Consider the following 18,797-nt stretch of genomic DNA (forward strand, 5'->3'; position numbering starts at 1 on the left):
TAATAACTAAATAACCATAGAGTTATTAATATATTTTCATGTTTCTCGATCAAGATAGGCATTTCTGCTTTTTATGAAAATCATTTTTTAAAATCACTTTAAATAATTTAACAGATTATAGCCTTGGATAACAGATTCATGCTTATATAGCTGTAAAACGATTAAATTAGGTTACCCATGATTAAATCCCTCCCCAATTCAGAGCCAGAGTTGCTCAAGCCAGGTGTGAAAGCGCCAGTCAAGGAAACATTGTTAACACCACGGTTCTACATTACTGACTTTGACGCAGTGGCACAGATGGATATTTCGGCGCATAACACTGAGCTGCAAGCAGTTGTAGAGGAGTTGCGGGCAGACTATAACCGCCATCACTTTGTTCGCGATGAAGAGTTTAAGCAGAGTTGGGATTGCATTGACGGGGAGAAGCGTCTGGCTTTTATCGACTTTTTAGAACGTTCTTGCACTTCAGAATTTTCTGGATTTTTGTTGTTCAAAGAGTTATCGCGTCGCATCAAAGACAGAAATCCGCTCTTAGCAGAAGCCTTTAGTTGTATGGCACGGGATGAGGCACGCCATGCTGGATTTTTGAATAAAGCAATGGCAGATTTTAATCTTTCTCTAGATTTGGGCTATTTGACTAAAAGCCGTACTTACACTTTCTTTCCTCCTGAGTGGATTATTTACACTGTTTATCTCTCAGAGAAAATTGGATATTGGCGCTACATTATTATGTATCGTCACTTAGAGAAACATCCAGAAAACCTGTTTTATCCATTGTTCCGCTACTTCGAGAGTTGGTGTCAGGATGAAAACCGACATGGCGACTTCTTTAAAGCCTTGTTGCGATCGCAACCTCAACTATGGAACGATTGGAAAGCGCGGTTGTGGGCACGTTTCTTTTTGTTATCGGTGTTTGCCACTCACACCTTGACAGTATTTGAGCGGGCAAACTTCTATCAATCCATAGGCATAGATCCGCGAGATTACAATATTCAAGTTATCGATAAGACTAACGAAACTTCTGCACGGGCATTTCCAGTAATTTTGAATGTCAATCACCCAGAATTTTTTGAGAGATTGGAGAAGTGTTCGGAAAATAATCTCAAGCTGAGTGAGATTGCAAATAGCGATCGCCCGCAGGTTGTAAAATTTTTCCAAAAATTACCCCTCATACTTTCCACAGTCGGGCATTTACTGAAGCTTTATATGCTTAAACCCATTGATGCGGAATCAGTGCGAGAAACTGTGAGTTAAGCGGCGATCGTTCTCCAGATACATCAGGTTGTTTCTGTCAAAAGCTATGAGTGTAACTCAGACAATAGTTGCACTTATAGCGCTAACGTTAATTATAAAGATCATCTGGAGAGCAACCTTGCCTAATTTGATTCAAAAAGCACAGCCAGGACTGGAGTTTATTCCCCAACACTTTAACCCAGTTGTACAACAGTTTACCAAGTGGTTGCTGCCGTTTTTGCTACGGTTTCGAGTTCGCCCGTGGTTACCCAGCGGAATTTCACGTATTGAAGTTAAGAATGCAGAAGTATTAGCAGAGCTTTATCAGCAATTCCAAGCCGGAAAAATTCGCTTTTTGATGGCATTTCGCCATCCAGAGGTAGACGATCCTCTATGTATGTTCTACCTGCTTTCTCGCGTAATGCCGAAGGTGGCTCGTCAAAAAGGAATTCGGCTGCAATACCCAATTCACAGCCACTTTATCTACGATCGGGGCATGACACTATGGGTTGGAGACTGGCTTGGTTGGTTTTTCTCCCGATTAGGAGGAATTCCAGTTCGTCGAGGGAAACGATTGGATCTGCATGGTGTACACAATGCACGAGATTTGTTTGCGAATGGAAAAATGCCGATCGCTGTTGCTCCAGAAGGTGCAACTAATGGACACAGTGGTATTGTTAGTCCGTTAGAGCCGGGTGTTGCGCAGTTAGGATTTTGGTGTGTAGAAGATCTAGTCAAAGCTAACCGAAGGGAAGAGGTTTTCATTGTGCCCATTGGTATCCAGTATCGCTATGTTGAGCCACCTTGGTTAAAACTGGATTGGTTGTTAAGTAAATTAGAAGCTGATTGTGGCTTGAGTGTGCAGCCCATTGCTGAATCTGAGATGTCTCAAAAAGAAGAGATTTACTATCAACGCCTCTTGTGTATAGCTGATGCTCTTTTAACAGAAATGGAAGATTTTTATCGACGCTTCTATCATCAAGATTTACCCAAACATATTGTTACTGATGAATCTGTTAGTATAAATCAGGCATTGATAACTAGGTTGCAACGCTTACTTAATACAGCTTTAAAAGTTGCCGAGCAGTATTTTGGACTACAGTCACAGGGTAATTTTATTGATCGCTGTCGTCGTTTAGAAGAAGCTGGCTGGAGTTATATTTACCGAGAAGATTTACGAGACTTAAATGCCTTACCACCCTTGCAACGGGGATTAGCAGACTGGGTTGCCGCGGAAGCAGATATGCGAATGCGTCATATGCGTTTAGTAGAAAGTTTTGTAGCTGTAACAGAAAATTACATTCAAGAAAAACCGACTGCTGAAAGGTTCGCAGAAACAGCTCTACTCATATTTGATGTGGTTGCTCGGATTAAAAGTAACACAAAAATACCTGGGCGTCCTCGATTAGGTTGGCGACTGGCACAGATAACAGTTGGTGAACCTATTTCAGTTACAGAACGTTGGTCAAATTATCAAACTAATCGTAACTCCGCAAGACTTGCAGTAACTCAGCTGACACAAGATTTACATGATGCCCTGGAAAAGTTAATCACTTAACGCTCTTTGACTAGCCTGCCACTCTCCAACCCATATACATCTTTTAGATCTACTTTATAAGTCAGTTCTAATATGCTCGGATAACCAATAAAAACTAAGTATACCCACTATAAGCTAGATGGGGCCTAGCTTACAGTGGGATCTCCCCTAATTGTGTGCGCAAATAGGAGATACTAAATGATTTTGTCGAGCAATTCCGATTATCTTCATCTAAAAAATGATAGAAATATTTTTCAGTCTCTGGATGGTTTACGGATACTTGTAGTTGATGATAGTGCCGATAGCTGCTCATTAGTTAGTTTTATTCTTGAAGGCTACGGTGTGAAAGTAATGACAGCAGCAACCGCCCTAGAAGGGCTAGAGGTGATAGAAAAATTTCAACCAAATCTTCTGATCAGTGATATTGTTATGCCAGAAATTGACGGATATTCATTCATTCGTCAAGTCAGAAGTCTTGGCTCTACTTTGGGAAAAATTCCGGCTATTGCTGTAACAGCCATGTGTAGAGAGGAAGATTTTAATCTTGCTATTGAATGCGGGTTTCAGTCATGTCTGAGTAAGCCCATAGACCCTACAAATTTAGCATTAGAAATTGCAAAACTAAGTCAACTACTCCGACCAGCTTACACTGAGATCGGAGCTTGCATCTGGACTTCACCGCAACTCTAAGAATCTTTGCAGATACTTAGCTTTGGTTTCATCATCCGATACATTAGGGGGATGCTGACAAAATCCCCGTACTCATCCAGTCTTGCCGGATGAGCAACGTTCTAAGTGCAATATTTCTACTTCCCAACAAATCAGCGTGCAACTCATAGCCACAACATTCGCATCGGAGTTTCAATTGAATATAATTATCATTACTTCGCGATATAACTTCTTGAATAATCTCTCCTAATTCTGATAGTAATTTCAGTCTGTGGTTAGATGGCAGATAAGCTTTTTCACCCACTGGATGCAGTTGTACTAGTATTTCTACTTTTTGTTCAGGCAATGGTGCGATCGCTATTGTTTGGTTGTCAATCAAATATCTCGCTAGGGCAGTTGGCTTTGTGGTAGGTATAATGCTTTCGTGTGATCGCTTAACTAAAAAGTGGAAGAACAAGACAAAAGAGGCTCATAAGCGCCTGTGTGAGAATCGCCTTAATCGTAGAAAATGCTGTAGTCCAAGGTTTGCATAGAGTCCCTTGGTAAAATACTTCGACTCATTTGTTAGGAGCCAGCAGGATTGTTAGACCTGCTGGCTTTGTATTCAGGGAAAATACGGTATGATTCGTTATTCCTCCTGTGTACAATTTCCTAACTTGGTACCGCCAGAGCAACCGAGAATCGGTCTATCTCTGTGTGTTACCTAAGACAATACGACTTAATGTCGTATCTCCTGGTACATTTTCAAAAGCATGCAACAATTAATACAGTGCCAGAGAGGTTGAGAAACCACTCTGGTTTTTTCATTTGTGTCGCGATCGCGATCAGATGATCAACAATACTCTCTACTGGCTCTTTTGTCCAGATCGTAGAGTTACCGCGCGATCGCTTCCACTCATAACGTATAGAAAGCTTGCACTATGCCACTGATTAGCTTCATTGGTTAGAGTTGGGTGATATGTTCGGTGCAATCTGCTAGAAATTGGCGGATGTGATTGGTGACGTCTAAAGAAAGACAGAACTTGATTCGCCTTTTGCAACTTATAATCTACTAAATGTTGAAAAACCGAGAGATGAAACTGTGGATGCAGTATTAGAGCGATCGCACGCACTCAAACAAGCCTTAATTGATTTTGTCTTGGATGCAGATGGCGAACTAGCAGAAGCGTTGGAAACCTATGCAGCAGCACAGTTGCGTAACGGTTCAGGAGATGCTATCCGGCAGGAACTGATCGTTGACTCTTTTGTCACAGAGGGCAGAGTCGGGGATCAATCACCGTTGGAATTGTTTATCCAAAGTCATCCTGATTTGTCACAGAGCGATCGCAGCTTACTTAACAGTTGGCATGATAGTTTTACTGGTTTATTTGCGATCGTCAAAATTCTACCTGATGGTTTTGAATTGATGAACTGGCTCACAGCCAAAAATTACATCGTCAAACCCAACAATGCCAAAACTCTACAGGAAATGTCTCGCTTCAAAGAAGGAGAAATTTTACTAACTCGTATTTCTCCCGTTACCGAATCCTACTGGACATTTTCTAGTTCCTACACGCAAATGGGAAAATTGGGCAAACCGAAACTTGCAGTTGCGATTGGTAACTTCAAAGAAAACTACAAAAATCAGCTTTACAGTGATGCTCCCGATTTGCTAGAAGAAGCTTGGCAGTCGGTAGCAAAATATCATCAACAATTTGTAGAGTTTTTTGGTAGCGATGAAGTGACAATGCCCGGTTACCAACTCAACAAAAAAATAGCTGAACTTCAAGAAATAATCACAAAAGAAAGCTTAGAAGCCGCGGGCATTGATTCCTCTAAATCACTAGTAGAAATAGCACAAGAAGCAGGAGTTGACGAAGAAGAAATTCAAGCAGCAGCCGAGGAATTTGGTGCTGACTCAAAAGTAGTGTCTCAAATATTTAAAAATAAAAGTGCCACTGCCAAGATGGTAGCGCCAAAAGTTGATTTGCCTGGCGACTTAAAAAAGGCAGAACAAGTTACAGCACTTTCTCATCCCCGTTGGGGACAGATGTTTTTACCAACTTACAGTAAGGCAAAGGCAATTTTAACAGCAGAAGATTGGCAAAGCATTGAAGGTGCCGAAAAATTAATTCGCCACTATCTAGAAGATAGAAAAATAAATGCCTTCATTTGGCATCGTTTAGCTGCAGAGCATCCAAATCAATTAGAAAAAATCTTGCAAACAGTCTTACAACGCCCGCAATTTAATCTTGAAAGTGACTTGGATGTAATTTTACAAGAATTCAATAAGCCCCTAGAACCAGAATTACCAGAAACTGCAAGCGTACCCTTACATCTACATAACTTATTTCAAGACGCTGTTGCAGAAGTCCACAAATCTAAATCTAAGGATAAAGGGCAAAAGAAAACAGCAAAAGGCTTTCAAAAACTGTGAGAAAATATCCGGTGCTGTAGGCTAAAACCTCAGTCCGGATTTACATTATTGTCCTTTAAGTTCTACTTAAAACATCTGCAATAGTGTTCAATAATTTCTTAATCGTGTAGGGCTTCGATAAAAATGCTTGTACGCAAATATCATTAGTTTCTAAAAGTTTTTGGTTAGATGCAATTCCACTAATGGCAATAATTTTGACAGAAGGATTACTTTTTTGCAGAATGCGAATGGTAGTTAACCCATTCATTGCTGGCATTTGTATATCCATTAATACTATACTAATTTCGTTTTTATACTGGATATAGAGTGCTAATCCATCAATACCATCGTTGGCTGTGAGAACTTTGTAATTGTGATTTTCGAGTGAGGTTTTAGTAGCCTCTCGAATGGATGCTTCGTCATCTACAATTAGAATTAATTCGCCGTTTCCTTCTGAAATCTCAAAGTCATTATTTTCCTCTGTTACTGCTGTTTCGCAAGCTGGCAAATACACCTTAAATTGACTGCCCTTGCCTACTTCACTATACACTTCTACAAAACCACCGAGATTTTTGATAATACCAATAACTGTGGAAAGGCCTAATCCTGTACCTTTTCCTGGTTCTTTAGTTGTGAAAAATGGTTCAAAAATTCGCTCTAATAGCTCTGGTGGAATGCCGCATCCTGTATCCGATACAGTTATAAGAACGTAGTAGCCTTGCTTTGCTTCCAGATTCATCCTGGCATAATTTTCATCAACGCAGAAATTTTCGACAATCATACTTAGAGTGCCACCGTTGGGCATGGCATCACGAGCATTTACGCACAGGTTCATCAACACCTGATGTATTTGGGTAGGTTCTGCGGAGACTACCCAGAGATTTTGCGTTGGTATATGGGTGCGGATTTCGATTGATTTTGGAAAAGTACTTGTGACAATCTGTCTAATTTCCTTGAGCAGGTGTTTGAGTTGTAGAGGAAATTTCTTTACTTCTGCTCCACCAGCAAACGATAAAATTTGCTTGACGAGTTCAGCACCACGTTTAGAGTTGTTTTCTAGTATTGTCAGTAGTTCCCGATTTTGCTCATTCAAATTGGGAAGTTTAAATGGCAGCAGTTGAGCAACTACTAGAATCGGTGAGAGTATGTTATTTAAGTCATGGGCAATACCACTTGCTAGGGTGCCAAGGCTCTCTAGGCGTTGGGCGCGGAGAAACTGGGCTTCGAGTTGTTTCTTCTCGGTGATGTCGGTTGAAATACCACAGACAGCATAAACTTCACCTGCTGTGTTAAAAAGGGGAAACTTAACAGCAATGTAAGTGTGCGTACCGTCGTCTAGTGGAACCATTTCCTCGAAGGTTATGGAAGACTTGGCTGCAATTACTTTTTGATCGTTCGCCCAAAATGCTTCTGCTGCTTTTTGGTTAAAAATTTCGTAATCAGTTTTTCCTTGAATCTGTTCGTTAGTCAGATGGCACAGACTTTCGTACTGGTGATTGACTAACAAATATCGCCCTTGGATATCTTTAAGGTAAATGACGGCTGTAGAGTTATTGATAATTGCCTCAAGCTGCTGTTGATTCTGCCGCAGGGCAGCTTCTGCTTTCTTGAGATCGCTAATTTCCTGCACCATCACGTTCACACCCAGCACTTGCTCGTCAGTCTCTTTAAGTGGGTACAGACTAATCAGCCAGTCACGTTCAATACCTGGTTGGGCGAAAGTTGTACATTGGATTTCATAGTTCAAGATCGGTAATCTTGACTGGATAACTTGATGATAGAGTGGCTCTAATTCTTCGCTACAATCTGGCAACACCTCTCGTAGAGTCCGCCCGATATGCTGCGACACTGACAAACCATTAATCTCGGCTAATTGTTCGTTGATGCGGACAAATCTTAACTCTGTGTCAATAAAACACAATCCAATCGGGGCTGTAGCGTAAATTGCTTCAATTTCTGCAAGTTGCCGTCGTGCCGTTTCCTCACTTTGGCGCAGTGCTGCTTCTGCCTGTTTGCGCTCAGTAATGTCTTGAAAATAAACTGACAACCCATCTACTGTAGGATAAGCGTGTACCTCAACCCAAATATTCAGGGGTGGATAAAATTCCTCAAATTCAACATTTAGCTGTTGTGCTACTGCTCGATGATACTCCCGATAAAATGTCAAAGGGATAGCCTCTGGAAATTCTTCCCAAACGTTTCTACCGATGAGTTGATCTGGCGTTCTTTGTAAGATTCGGGTTGCTTGCTGATTTACATAGGTGAATCGCCACTCGCTATCCAAAGCAAAGAAACAATTGGTGATACTTTCCAAAATATTGAAAATCCGATTTTTTGCTGCCTCTGCCTCCGCACGCGCTACCTGCTCTTGAATGAGGAGTTGTTGGCGCTCTTGTTCTGCTTGCTTGCGATGCTCAATTTCTTGCTGTAACTGGGCGTTGACTTGGCAAAGTTCCGTCGTGCGTTCCTGCACCCGTCTTTCTATATCTTCAGTAGCTTGCCTTAATTCGGCTGTTTGCTGTTCCAACTGTTGCTGCAATGCTGCGATCGCATGATCGGAACTGACGAGTCCTAATAATTTACCTTGATCATCCACAATTGGTAAATGGCGAATCTGCTGCTGACGCATCAGTGATAAAACTGTAAAGACATCTTCAGCTTGGGATTGCTTTAGGATGATGATTTTTTGCGTCATTACCTCAGCAACAGTCGCCCTGCCTAAGTCAACTCCTCTAGCAGTAAGCTTTACTACATCATGTTCTGTGACAATTCCCACTAACTGCGATTCATCCACTACTAAGACACAGCTAGATCGCTCTAAATTCGAGTTGGGGAATAGCTCACTGTTGCCTCCTATTTGACTCATTAAAGCAATGGCATCAACGAGGGGGGTATCTGGGGTAACCGTCAAGGGAAAGCAGTCAATTATATGCTCTAAACCAGGCATCTCAAGAAACAAAGAGTAGGCTGTTGGATTAATTTGTATTTCTGATGCCATACTTTGCTTTAATTTGTATATATAAATATATAGCAATATACAATCTATACAGTGTACTAATCATTGAAATTTTAAATTAATATCAATTGTTTTAGTTAACTCATGAAGGCAGTTTGCATCCACGATCAAGACAAAATAGCAGCTTTTCTCCGCCGTCATCCGTTTCTTCATCTATATTCTCTCGGAGATTTAGATGACTTTTTTTGGCACTACACAACTTGGTATGCCTTCACGCAAAACGAAGTTATTAAACAACTTGCTTTACTCTACACCGGAACATCTTTACCCGTGCTGCTAGGGCTTACCGAAGAACCCACAGATTTGATGAAAGATTTAGTGCGTTCCATTATTTATTTTTTGCCAAGACAGTTTTATGCACACTTAAGTGGGGATGTAGCGACTGTGCTTGCAGATGATTACGAAATCAGAACGCACGGTTTGCATTACAAAATGGCTTTGACTAACTTAGTAAATTTGAATGCCTTTGATACTTCAGATGTTATACCTTTGTCAGTAGCAAACAAGGCTGAATTAGAAGAATTTTATCGTGTCAGCTATCCCGGAAATTGGTTTGAACCGCGAATGCTGGAAACCGGATATTACTACGGTATCCGCCGCAAAGAAACTCTGGTGAGTGTAGCTGGTGTACATATCTACTCTGAGTCTTACAAAGTGGCTGCATTGGGAAACATCGCTACGCACCCACTGTTTCGCGGACAAGGGTTGGCAGGTTTAGTGTGTGCTAAACTCTGTCAAGAACTCTCGCAGACGGTGGATTACATCGGTTTGAATGTTAAGGCTGATAACAGCAAAGCGATCGCCTGCTACACCAAACTGGGTTTTGAGTGCATCGCCACATACGAAGAATATTCCTTGAAGTTAAATAGTCTCACACACGCTTTTGAGCATCTTCCGTAACCAAAGATTTGCCCGATCGCGATCTGTAAGTTTGCTCCACAGCATGGAAATCATCCACGGTTCAGTTTGTACAGGAAGTTCAAAAATTTCTAGTGTACCTTGAGCCGCAAATTGTGTCGCCAGTCGTGATGGAATAGCAGTAACCAAGTCACTGGATGAAATGATTGCTGGCAGCACTAGCAAATGGGCGGTTGTCAGAGCAATTCGACGCTGGAGGTTGTTTTGAGCAAGTACTTTATCGAGTTCACCAACGGCATCTCGTCGGAGAGTGAAAAGAGCATGGGGGAGAGCAGCGAAGGCTTCTGGTGAGATCGCCGAAGACGCGATCGCAGGATGTCCGCGACGACAGATGCCAACAAAGTATTCTTGAAATAATGGTATCTGCATAGTTTGTCTGGGTGAATCTGGGAAGACGCCCAAGGCGATGTCAATCTCTCGTTGCTCTAATAGCTTGCCAACACAACTTTTATCAAAGCCAATGAGTCTAAAATTAATACTCGGTGCCGTCTGAGCGCAGACTGACAAGAGTTTAGGCATAATCACATGGCTGGTGTAGTCAGAACTGCCAATTGCGAAGGTGCGTTGAGAAGTTGCTGGATCAAAGGTTTGGCTAGTCTCCAATGTCTGCCGAATTTGTTGCAGGGCAACTGAGATACCCGGAGCAATCTCAAGTGCTTTTGCTGTAGGCTGCATTTCTCTACCAATACGAATAAATAATTCATCCTCGAATAAGACTCGCAATCGCCCCAATGCCGCACTCATAGCAGGTTGTCCGAGATACAATCGACTTGCTGCTGCGGTGACACTTTGTTCTTCAAAAAGCGCTTCAAAGGCAACTAGCAGGTTTAAGTCAATCGATGCTAAATCAATCGATGGCATTGATAAATACTATCTATACAATCAATTTGATTAATTTAATTTACTCCATTATTGTGTAAATAAAGCTGCTAACGGTAAAGTTTTGTAACATAGGGGTCAATTAGATGACCGCAGTATTGGTTATTGTCGGAATGGGAGATGGCAACGGATTGGCGATCGCCCATCGCTTCGCCCAAGAAGGATTTGCGATCGCAATGATTGCTCGCAATCAGAGTAAATTGCAGGGATATCAAGACATATTGCAGGCACAAGGCTTTGAAGCGCATTACTTTATTGCAGACGCAGGTGATGAAACTGCGATGAAATCTGCGTTTGCCGAACTTCGCGAACAGTTGGGTAACCCAGAAGTGCTAGTTTACAATGCAGCAGTTCCCCGGATGGAGAATGTTCTCAATGAGTCATTTGAAGCGCTGCTCGATGATTTTAAGGTGAATGTGGCTGGTGCATTAGTCGCCGCAAAAGCTGTTTTACCAGGAATGCAGGCACAAGGTAAAGGAACAATTTTGTTTACAGGTGGTGGATTTGCTTTGTATCCTAGTCCTGACTTTGCCTCACTCTCTATTGGTAAGTCTGGTATTCGCAGTCTTGCCAACACCCTGGGAGCAGCTTTAAAAGAACAAAACATTCGTGTTGGAACTATTACGATTTGCGGTACTGTTAATCCTGCCGACTCTAAGTACAATCCTAACCAGATTGCACAAAAATACTGGGAATTTTATACTGCTCCAAATCCCGAAATAGAAGTGATTTATTAGTAAACTATTTCAGCGTAGTCATCCGATGGAAAATTCAGCAGGCTTACCCCCGATTTACGCAGATACACCAATTGATTTAGCACCAGCTCAAGTGATTGCTTCGTTTCCAGTCAATACATTTCTAGAAAATTTGGCGATCGCCCCAGATGGAAACATCTTTGTCACGAATCATGAAGTCGGCAAGATTGTTCGCATTACACCAGATGGCAACCAGCAGATTCATGCCAGTGTTGAAGGTAAAGTGAGTGGTATCGCCTTCACTGCCAACGGCAATCTGGTAGTGACTGGATCGAATAGCGATTCTGTACCCGTGGTTTTTCAAGTTGCCTCAGATGGCACGTTAGAAACATTGCTGACACTGCCAGATGCAGTATTCCTCAACGGTATTACACCACTATCCGGTTCTCTATATTTGACAGCAGATTCATATCGAGGTGCAATTTGGCAGATTGATGTTGCTAAACGCCTTGGATCGATTTGGCTAGAACATCCTTTACTAGCTCGCAGTAATCCAGAAAGCATAATTCCTGCTGCCAATGGCTTGAAGCGTTTTGGTAATGTACTCTACGTTTCAAATACAGAAAAAATGTTGTTGTTACGAGTTCCGATTGGCACAGCACATCAACCAGGTGAGCCGGAAATATTTGTGAAGCAGACTAATATTGACGATTTTGCGTTTGATGTGGAAGGCAATCTTTACGGCGCAACTCACATTTATAACAGCGTAGTGCGAATTACACCAGATGGAAATACAACTATTATTGCTGAGGATGTGACGGGCAGTACCGCAGTTGCTTTTGGTGAACGAGAGAGCGATCACACTGCAATTTATGTCGTGACTAATGGCGGAATGTTTTTGCCGCCTTCCACAGGAGTCGTTCCAGCTACAGTAGTCCGGCTTGAAGTTACAAAAGCTGGGTATCCGTTGAGTTGAAAATCGCTCAACAATGACTAGACAACCGCATCAGTAATAAATATGGAACAGGACGAGGAATTTATAACAGTGGTCATTTCGCAACTTGTCAAACCGGGCTATGAAAAAGCTTATGAGGCTTGGGTGAAAGATATTACAAAGGTTGCAAGAACTTATATGGGTCACTTGGGTACAAATGTGATTCGTCCCCAACCAGGCGTGCGATCGGAATATACAATTATCTTTCGGTTTGACAACTATAAAAATTTAAAAACATGGATGGAGTCGCGCGATCGCGAATACTGGCTGACTCAAGCCAAATCTTTTGTTGATTCTGAGCCTCATGTTCAGCAAATCAGTGGACTAGAAGCTTGGTTTTCTATTCCCAGTCAACCATTGCAGACTCCCCCGCGCTATAAAATGGCATTGCTAACCTGGGCAGTTGTGTACGTGTTAATTAATCTGTTGAATACCTTCCTCACGCCCCTGCTTCGCAGCTTACCTGCCTTGATTGTTTCGCTGATCGTCTCCGGCATTATGGTTGCACTGTTAACCTACGTTGTCATGCCAAGGATGAGCCGTCTGTTTAGCAAGTGGCTATATGCCAAATCGCGAAAAATTTAGAAATAGAAACTAATTTGAGTTTGAGATGATACCGATACCGCTTTAATTTTGACTCCAGATACGTCTATTTAAATTCAAGTCATCAACGATACCAAGCATTAATTGTATGGTTTCAAAATATTCCCGCATCGGCGTGAAGCTTAACATATTATTGTACAGTTTTGGCTCAAACAAATCCTCTGAAGACTCTACGGCAATATAAATCATATTTTCTACAAAAGAAACATAGATATTTTTACCTGCTTTTTTTCTAAACTTAACTAACTTCTCCATTAAATTTGTAGATAAGATATACCGTGCTTCTACTTGGTTATCTCCATATACTGTATATAATTTAGAGAATTCCGGATCTTCTAGCTTAATAGCTTGTCCTTTGCCTATGCTTATAGTGTTAATATTTGCTTTATCTAATTTGGGTAACACTACTGTTTTACCAGGAAAAAATTTATTAAATTTAGCTCTAAAAAATAGTCCTTGAAAAATAGTTTTTCGAGAAAATTCATTATTTAATACTTCTTCTTTAAATCTTTGATAATCAATTTTCTGCCCTTTAATAATTCTGCTTGTCACATAAGGAGTTCCTTTAATAAATTGGAAAAGTAAAACAAGAATGTATATCGGCAACATAAAGATAAAAATACGTCTAATGATAAAGCGAGGAACAAATGAATTTAGGGCTTGAAGTTGTTGCACAAAATTTAGGTATCTTGCCCAACCATGACGTACTTCTACTTGAGCAAAAATTTCAGAAAAGAAGATATTCGTCTCACCAATGTCCCCACAAATACAATCTTCTTGCGATATTTTATTAGGTTTTAGTAAACCTTGAAAAATTTGGCTGTGCAGAAAAGCAGACATCGTATCATATGTTTCAATATCCGAGGAAACACTAGAATATTTTAAATTGTGATTAGTATTAATAAAATCAAAGATTTTTTCAATAATAATAGATTTAAAACCTCTAGCATAAGTTTCTGTAGCTGAAGTGTAAAAAGCAACTAAAATCCAAAAACAGCCTAAAATAACAAGCAAAAAACAAAAGAGAACTAAGAATGATGTTTGTAGTACTATTGGAAAAAATTTAAATAAAAAAATGACTGCAACAAATACAGCTACATTGACAAAAATGATAGACTTAAGAACTTCTTTTCTAGTTGTTTCAATAGCTTTTAAATCCCTGAGTAAAGTCTGCTGACAAAAACTTTTAAATTCATGCAAACTTTTAAGCCTAAATTCAACTTTTGTAGTCGTTTCCGATATTGCTATAGTTTGAGATTGCTCTTGAATATTTGATTCAGTAGATTCTACAGTTATTTGTGTCGCTGCTGTTGGCAATAAATCGGAGATAAATCGCCGCGCCCAAATCTGCGTTACTTCTTGCTCACTGGTGGTAAGTTGTTGACACAGTGCGATCGCCTCCTCTAATTGTCCGTTACCCTGATAAGCTTTCACTAGCCACATCTGGGCTTGCGAGTAATCTTTCGTTCCTGGTTGGGCACTTTGACAATATTGTTCGAGCGCTTGAACTGCATCAGCATAGCGTTTGAATTTTAATGCTTTATGCCCAGCTTGTAGTAGTTGGGCTGCTTCTTCTGGTGTCAGAGTTGGTTTTTCGGGGGTGATTTGGGTTTGTGCTGATTCAGACTTAGCAGATAAAGACGGCAGAACCCGCTGTACCCAAGCTTGTATCTGGGGATTGTCAATCGCTGCTAGTTGTTGACATAATGCGATCGCTTTTGGTTGTTGTCCGGTGTAATGATAGGCTTTTACTAAGCCCATTTGTGCTTGGATGTATTCTTTACAATTTGTCTGGGAATTGACTTGACATTGTTGACAAAAGTTTTCTAACAAGTCAATAGCTTCTACATAGCGTCCAGATTGAACAGCATCTAAACCAGATTGAAAATCTCTAGATTCAGCAAACATATATTTTTGAAAAATTATCTTTTATCTATTGCTCAAATAGATTTTTGACATTTACATTTTGTTTTTCTTCTTCTGTGGCTACAAACACTTTTTTGGGACGATAATTCATCGTAGAAGCTATCAAGTTAGTTGGAAACATTTCTAGAGAATTATTGTAATCAGTTACCGCAGAATTGTAGAATCGTCTAGCTGCTGATATCTGTTCTTCAATTTCATTTAAAGATTGTAATAGCTGGAGAAAATAGCGATCAGTTTTTAACTCTGGATATGCTTCTAGAGATATCAGAATATTGCCCAGTGCTCTAGATATTTCATTTTCCAGATCCATGGCGCTATTTCTATTTCCATTTGCTCGTCCGGATATTGCTCTGGATCTGAGCCTGGTTATTTCTGTGAGTATGCTTTCCTCATATTTCATATAATTTTGAGCTACTGCTACCAGATTGGGAATCAAGTCACTCCTTTTTTTGAGAATTACATCTATGCTGGCAAAAGCATTATCAACTTGATTCTTTTTGGCAACTAAACCGTTATACAGCGATATCATAAATAATACAAATATAATCGGCATTAGCAAAAAAATAATCAGGAATATTATTAAGATGATTTTGAGCATATAAAAAAATGCGTAAAGCTAATAATTAAAAAATGTATATAAACCAAATCTGCATATAATCAGCCTTTGCTAACACAGGCTATTTCTAAAGCAAATTTGGTCTATAATTCGCTATCTTTTATATAGCAACAATAAATTGTTGTTAATAGCATAAATAAAATATTTGACTTTTAAAACAGTAAATGTTCGTAAAAATATCTCGATTAATCTAAGAAAGAATTTTATAAAAAAATATGTATCAGTGATTTCTCTATATTGCACCATACCCTACGAGCACTCTTGCTCTAGTTCTCGTTACCAGGTTCAACCTGGTAACGAGGGTTATGAGGCTTTGCCTCCAGACTATTTACTGTTGTATTCAACCTGGTAACGAGGGTTTCGAGGCTTTGCCTCCAGACTATTTACTGTTGTATTCCACTAGGTAAATTGGCACGATTCAATGTCTGAACTGTGAGCACCTGTGGTGGTGTAGCATCTGGTGGATAAAGAAAGTCTACTTGCACCAACCTTTGATCGCCCGGTTTCATATTTAACTTTACTAAAGGTTCGCCAGGTTGCCCCCGCCTTTGCACCAAATGTACAAACTGGGTTTGCGGCTTGCCTCCATCGTCTTTGTAGCGCACCTGCACTGTGCCACGGAAGAATACTTGCTGTGCTGGTGTATTAAAAAAGCGCAGCCCCGGTTTTACTAATTGGTCTTCTTTTATGGGTGTTTGCATTGATATACTTACCGTTTGGGGCGTTTTAGTATTGTTATACAGTGGTAATTTCAGGCTGTATTGAATACCGTAATTTCCGTGGGCACGATATGCAGTATCAGGATAGCGTGCCAGCATCGGTGCGCTTTGAATTTGATTAGTTCCCAGAGTGCCGCGATGCAAAGTACTCAACGCGTAAGAATAAGCTTGACCAGGTTGGGGAATCGTCAAATACTTTACTTTAGGACTATCTGTAATATTTGCTCGCCAGTGGGTGCCTTGCGCTACTCCAGCAACTCGTCCATAAATTATGGGTTTATCGGTTTTTTCTAAAGGAGTAGGTGTTTTATCTCGCGGGCTGGACAAATCACCATTATTAAGTAAATTTTTCCATTCTTCTAAAGTCGGCGCACGTTCACTACCATCAGTATTTGTAGGTGCAAACATCGCCAGACTAGCTGCATAAACTGTGCCGTTACTCTGGAGGCGGATCAATGTAGATCTACCATTCAACGGTGGTGTGAGTCCTTTAACCGGAATCGGTGCATTCAATACCATCTGACTTTGCCCAGGCGGAATGACGATTTGGGCGGGGAAAATGTCTTGACGACGCCCTCGCAAAACATCACTCATGACGCGATCGCCAGGCCCTGCAAAAACTGTTCCGGAAGGGTTTAGAGTAAAAGATGGCAGCTCAATAAACGGTGCATCCGGTTGGCTCAAATAACTTGCCCCTTGCAAGACACTCACCCTGACTGGTTGCTTGCCTGGGTTATGCAGCATTATCCCCAAATAAAGCGATCGCAAATTATCCGGGGTGGGTGCTTCGGCGACGTGATGAGCAAAAATATCAAATCGTCCCTGAAACGGAAAATTCAGATGGGCAGCTGGCACTTTTTTCCCTTGGGGAGGAAAAGTTGAAAGCAAAATTCCTTCTTTGAGAACCTTTTCTGGGCTATTGCTATTAAAAGTTGGCACCCTATTCAGCTTACCTGGTAGAGGACGCACTTGTTGAGTTTGTACTATCTCCTCTTGGGGCGGCAAAGGAGTTGTTTGAGCAATAGGAAGAATAGGAAAAATAGGAAGAATTAGTAAGAATGGCAACATAATACCTACAGATTTTTTCCTCAATCAGACGCAAACAACTTTACCAAAGTGCCAGCCTGTGAATAATTAATAAAAAATCGCTCAGAATTGATGGTAAATTTTCTTCAGTCAAAATAGGAACGTGGATAAAAATACAAGGAACTTTTAGTTGGCACTGCTGCAGGTAATCTAGTACTGAATAATAAAGACCTTCGCAGACAAATTTACCACAGTCGTGACTGATCTCAACTGCTGCTGTTCCCAGCACCAGCTGCTCTAAATTCACCTTTGTGTGCAACACACTTTCCCCACAACTAGCATTCGATTCCACAGATAATAGCGTTCGCTTTTCGGCCATGCCACAGCAGACGATCCTATCTGGCTTAAGTTCTGTGATTTTTTCAAATACCTGAGCGCTGGCAAGTCGCACATCTACAGGTAACAGTCGCAAAAAACTTAAAGTATGAGATATCGAGTCAAGTTTGGCAAGTTCAATCAATAAATCATCAGCAGAATTTGACTGTTGATGAGGTAGCCAAGTATCAAAGGAAGTTAATAGAAAACTTCTCTTCATAAGAAATATTATTTAAAATATAAATACCCTCCATACTAAATTTACAGGGAGCAGGTAAATGGCAGTGATTGCAGTCATAGACTACGACATGGGAAACTTGCACTCAGTCTGTAAAGGCTTGGAAAAAGCTGGGGCAAATCCGAAAGTGACAGATTCTCACAAGGAATTGGAAAAGGCAGATGCTATAGTTTTGCCTGGGGTTGGTGCATTCGATCCGGCTGTACAACATTTGCGATCGCGTGATTTAGAAGAACCAATCAAAGCAGCGATCGGATCTGGCAAACCCTTTTTGGGTATTTGTTTAGGGTTGCAAATTCTGTTTGAATCCAGTGAAGAAGGCGTCGAACCAGGATTGGGAATTATCAAAGGAAAAGTACGCAGGTTTCGCCCAGAACCTGGCATTACCATTCCCCATATGGGTTGGAATCAACTTGAATTTACTCAACCCAAATGTCTTTTGTGGGAATATTTATCACCTCAACCTTGGGTATATTTTGTTCATTCCTATTATGTCGATCCAGTCGATCCGCAAGTCCGTGCTGCAACTGTTACCCACGGTAGTCAAACTGTCACCGCCGCTATTGCCCACGAAAACCTAATGGCAGTTCAATTCCACCCAGAAAAATCCTCTAATATTGGTTTGCAAATCTTGTCAAATTTTGTTGCTCAAGTACGCGAACAAGTTGCTGCTTAAAAGTTCATTCCTGTAATATTAAATTCTTGTAATATTAATTGCCCGCCCTATTTTAATCCACCGCTACACCTTCAATTAAGGTGAATAAAAATTTCTGCTGAAACTGTGGTGGAGGATTGCTAATTTGGGGAAGGGTGGATGACGTATGTACACAATTTACCGTAATTTCCAGTTCAAAGATAGTATCATTGCTTAAGTTTATACCCTGATTTTTAAGTATAGATTTGACTTAAAAAAGTTTATTAAAATTATCTGGCTGTGTAAACGCCACATAATCAGCCA

The 18,797-nt window shown here is 40.7% G+C and carries 16 protein-coding genes; 9 read left to right on the forward strand and 7 right to left on the reverse strand.

Annotation, left to right across the window (positions count from 1 at the left end; all coding sequences use genetic code 11):
* Positions 1 to 177 precede the first annotated feature (177 nt).
* From acsF to UYC_RS0118890, 3 genes are all read left to right on the forward strand, one after another.
* On the forward strand, positions 178 to 1,254 hold the full coding sequence (gene acsF / locus UYC_RS0118880) for a magnesium-protoporphyrin IX monomethyl ester (oxidative) cyclase (RefSeq protein WP_016875758.1): 1,077 nt from the start codon (positions 178 to 180) through the stop codon (positions 1,252 to 1,254).
* 118 nt (positions 1,255 to 1,372) lie between these two features.
* Positions 1,373 to 2,791 (forward strand): lysophospholipid acyltransferase family protein, encoded by a 1,419-nt coding sequence (locus UYC_RS0118885; protein WP_016879612.1) that lies wholly within the window; start codon positions 1,373 to 1,375, stop codon positions 2,789 to 2,791.
* A 177-nt stretch (positions 2,792 to 2,968) separates the two neighbouring features.
* Complete coding sequence (locus UYC_RS0118890) at positions 2,969 to 3,460, forward strand: response regulator (RefSeq protein ID WP_016875756.1); 492 nt, start codon at positions 2,969 to 2,971, stop codon at positions 3,458 to 3,460.
* A 43-nt stretch (positions 3,461 to 3,503) separates the two neighbouring features.
* On the opposite strand, the gene UYC_RS0118895 is transcribed toward UYC_RS0118890, so the two are convergent.
* Positions 3,504 to 3,818 carry a DUF1822 family protein gene (locus UYC_RS0118895; RefSeq protein ID WP_016875755.1) on the reverse strand — a complete coding sequence of 105 codons (315 nt, stop codon included), beginning with the start codon at positions 3,816 to 3,818 and terminating at the stop codon, positions 3,504 to 3,506.
* A gap of 702 nt (positions 3,819 to 4,520) precedes the next feature.
* On the opposite strand from UYC_RS0118895, the gene UYC_RS0118900 reads away from it, so the two are divergent.
* Positions 4,521 to 5,855, forward strand: a complete 1,335-nt coding sequence (locus tag UYC_RS0118900; RefSeq protein ID WP_016875754.1) for a hypothetical protein — start codon at positions 4,521 to 4,523, stop codon at positions 5,853 to 5,855.
* A 55-nt stretch (positions 5,856 to 5,910) separates the two neighbouring features.
* Here the strand turns inward: UYC_RS0118900 and UYC_RS0118905 are convergent, their stop codons facing one another.
* A complete protein-coding gene (locus UYC_RS0118905; protein WP_016875753.1) occupies positions 5,911 to 8,832 on the reverse strand; it encodes a PAS domain-containing protein in 2,922 nt (973 codons plus the stop codon).
* A gap of 102 nt (positions 8,833 to 8,934) precedes the next feature.
* Between UYC_RS0118905 and UYC_RS0118910 the strand changes: the two genes are divergently transcribed.
* On the forward strand, positions 8,935 to 9,750 hold the full coding sequence (locus tag UYC_RS0118910) for a GNAT family N-acetyltransferase (RefSeq protein ID WP_016875752.1): 816 nt from the start codon (positions 8,935 to 8,937) through the stop codon (positions 9,748 to 9,750).
* On the opposite strand, the gene UYC_RS0118915 is transcribed toward UYC_RS0118910, so the two are convergent.
* On the reverse strand, positions 9,712 to 10,629 hold the full coding sequence (locus tag UYC_RS0118915) for a LysR family transcriptional regulator (RefSeq protein WP_016875751.1): 918 nt from the start codon (positions 10,627 to 10,629) through the stop codon (positions 9,712 to 9,714). The genes UYC_RS0118910 and UYC_RS0118915 overlap by 39 nt on opposite strands.
* A 104-nt stretch (positions 10,630 to 10,733) precedes the next feature.
* On the opposite strand from UYC_RS0118915, the gene UYC_RS0118920 reads away from it, so the two are divergent.
* The 3 genes from UYC_RS0118920 to UYC_RS0118930 are packed head-to-tail and all read left to right on the forward strand — an operon-like array spanning position 10,734 to position 12,921.
* Positions 10,734 to 11,384: an SDR family NAD(P)-dependent oxidoreductase gene (locus UYC_RS0118920; RefSeq protein WP_016875750.1), complete on the forward strand. Its 651-nt coding sequence runs from the start codon at positions 10,734 to 10,736 to the stop codon at positions 11,382 to 11,384.
* Between the two features lie 25 nt (positions 11,385 to 11,409).
* Positions 11,410 to 12,318 (forward strand): SMP-30/gluconolactonase/LRE family protein, encoded by a 909-nt coding sequence (locus UYC_RS0118925; protein WP_016875749.1) that lies wholly within the window; start codon positions 11,410 to 11,412, stop codon positions 12,316 to 12,318.
* 42 nt (positions 12,319 to 12,360) lie between these two features.
* Complete coding sequence (locus tag UYC_RS0118930; RefSeq protein WP_016875748.1) at positions 12,361 to 12,921, forward strand: putative antibiotic biosynthesis monooxygenase; 561 nt, start codon at positions 12,361 to 12,363, stop codon at positions 12,919 to 12,921.
* Positions 12,922 to 12,963: 42 nt separating this feature from the next.
* Here the strand turns inward: UYC_RS0118930 and UYC_RS0118935 are convergent, their stop codons facing one another.
* The 4 genes from UYC_RS0118935 to UYC_RS0118950 form a co-directional block, all read right to left on the reverse strand.
* Positions 12,964 to 14,847 carry a DUF3137 domain-containing protein gene (locus UYC_RS0118935; protein ID WP_016875747.1) on the reverse strand — a complete coding sequence of 628 codons (1,884 nt, stop codon included), beginning with the start codon at positions 14,845 to 14,847 and terminating at the stop codon, positions 12,964 to 12,966.
* A gap of 25 nt (positions 14,848 to 14,872) precedes the next feature.
* Positions 14,873 to 15,418, reverse strand: a complete 546-nt coding sequence (locus UYC_RS0118940; RefSeq protein WP_026087528.1) for a LemA family protein — start codon at positions 15,416 to 15,418, stop codon at positions 14,873 to 14,875.
* A gap of 446 nt (positions 15,419 to 15,864) precedes the next feature.
* Positions 15,865 to 17,268, reverse strand: a complete 1,404-nt coding sequence (locus UYC_RS0118945; RefSeq protein ID WP_016875745.1) for a DUF3370 domain-containing protein — start codon at positions 17,266 to 17,268, stop codon at positions 15,865 to 15,867.
* A 40-nt stretch (positions 17,269 to 17,308) separates the two neighbouring features.
* Positions 17,309 to 17,821, reverse strand: coding sequence for a pyroglutamyl-peptidase I family protein (locus UYC_RS0118950; protein WP_016875744.1), 513 nt, complete (start codon positions 17,819 to 17,821; stop codon positions 17,309 to 17,311).
* Positions 17,822 to 17,879: 58 nt separating this feature from the next.
* On the opposite strand from UYC_RS0118950, the gene hisH reads away from it, so the two are divergent.
* Positions 17,880 to 18,515: an imidazole glycerol phosphate synthase subunit HisH gene (gene hisH / locus UYC_RS0118955; protein WP_016875743.1), complete on the forward strand. Its 636-nt coding sequence runs from the start codon at positions 17,880 to 17,882 to the stop codon at positions 18,513 to 18,515.
* The last annotated feature ends 282 nt before the right edge of the window (positions 18,516 to 18,797 follow it).

The sequence above is a fragment of the Chlorogloeopsis fritschii PCC 6912 genome (genome assembly GCF_000317285.1).
GTDB lineage: Bacteria > Cyanobacteriota > Cyanobacteriia > Cyanobacteriales > Nostocaceae > Chlorogloeopsis > Chlorogloeopsis fritschii.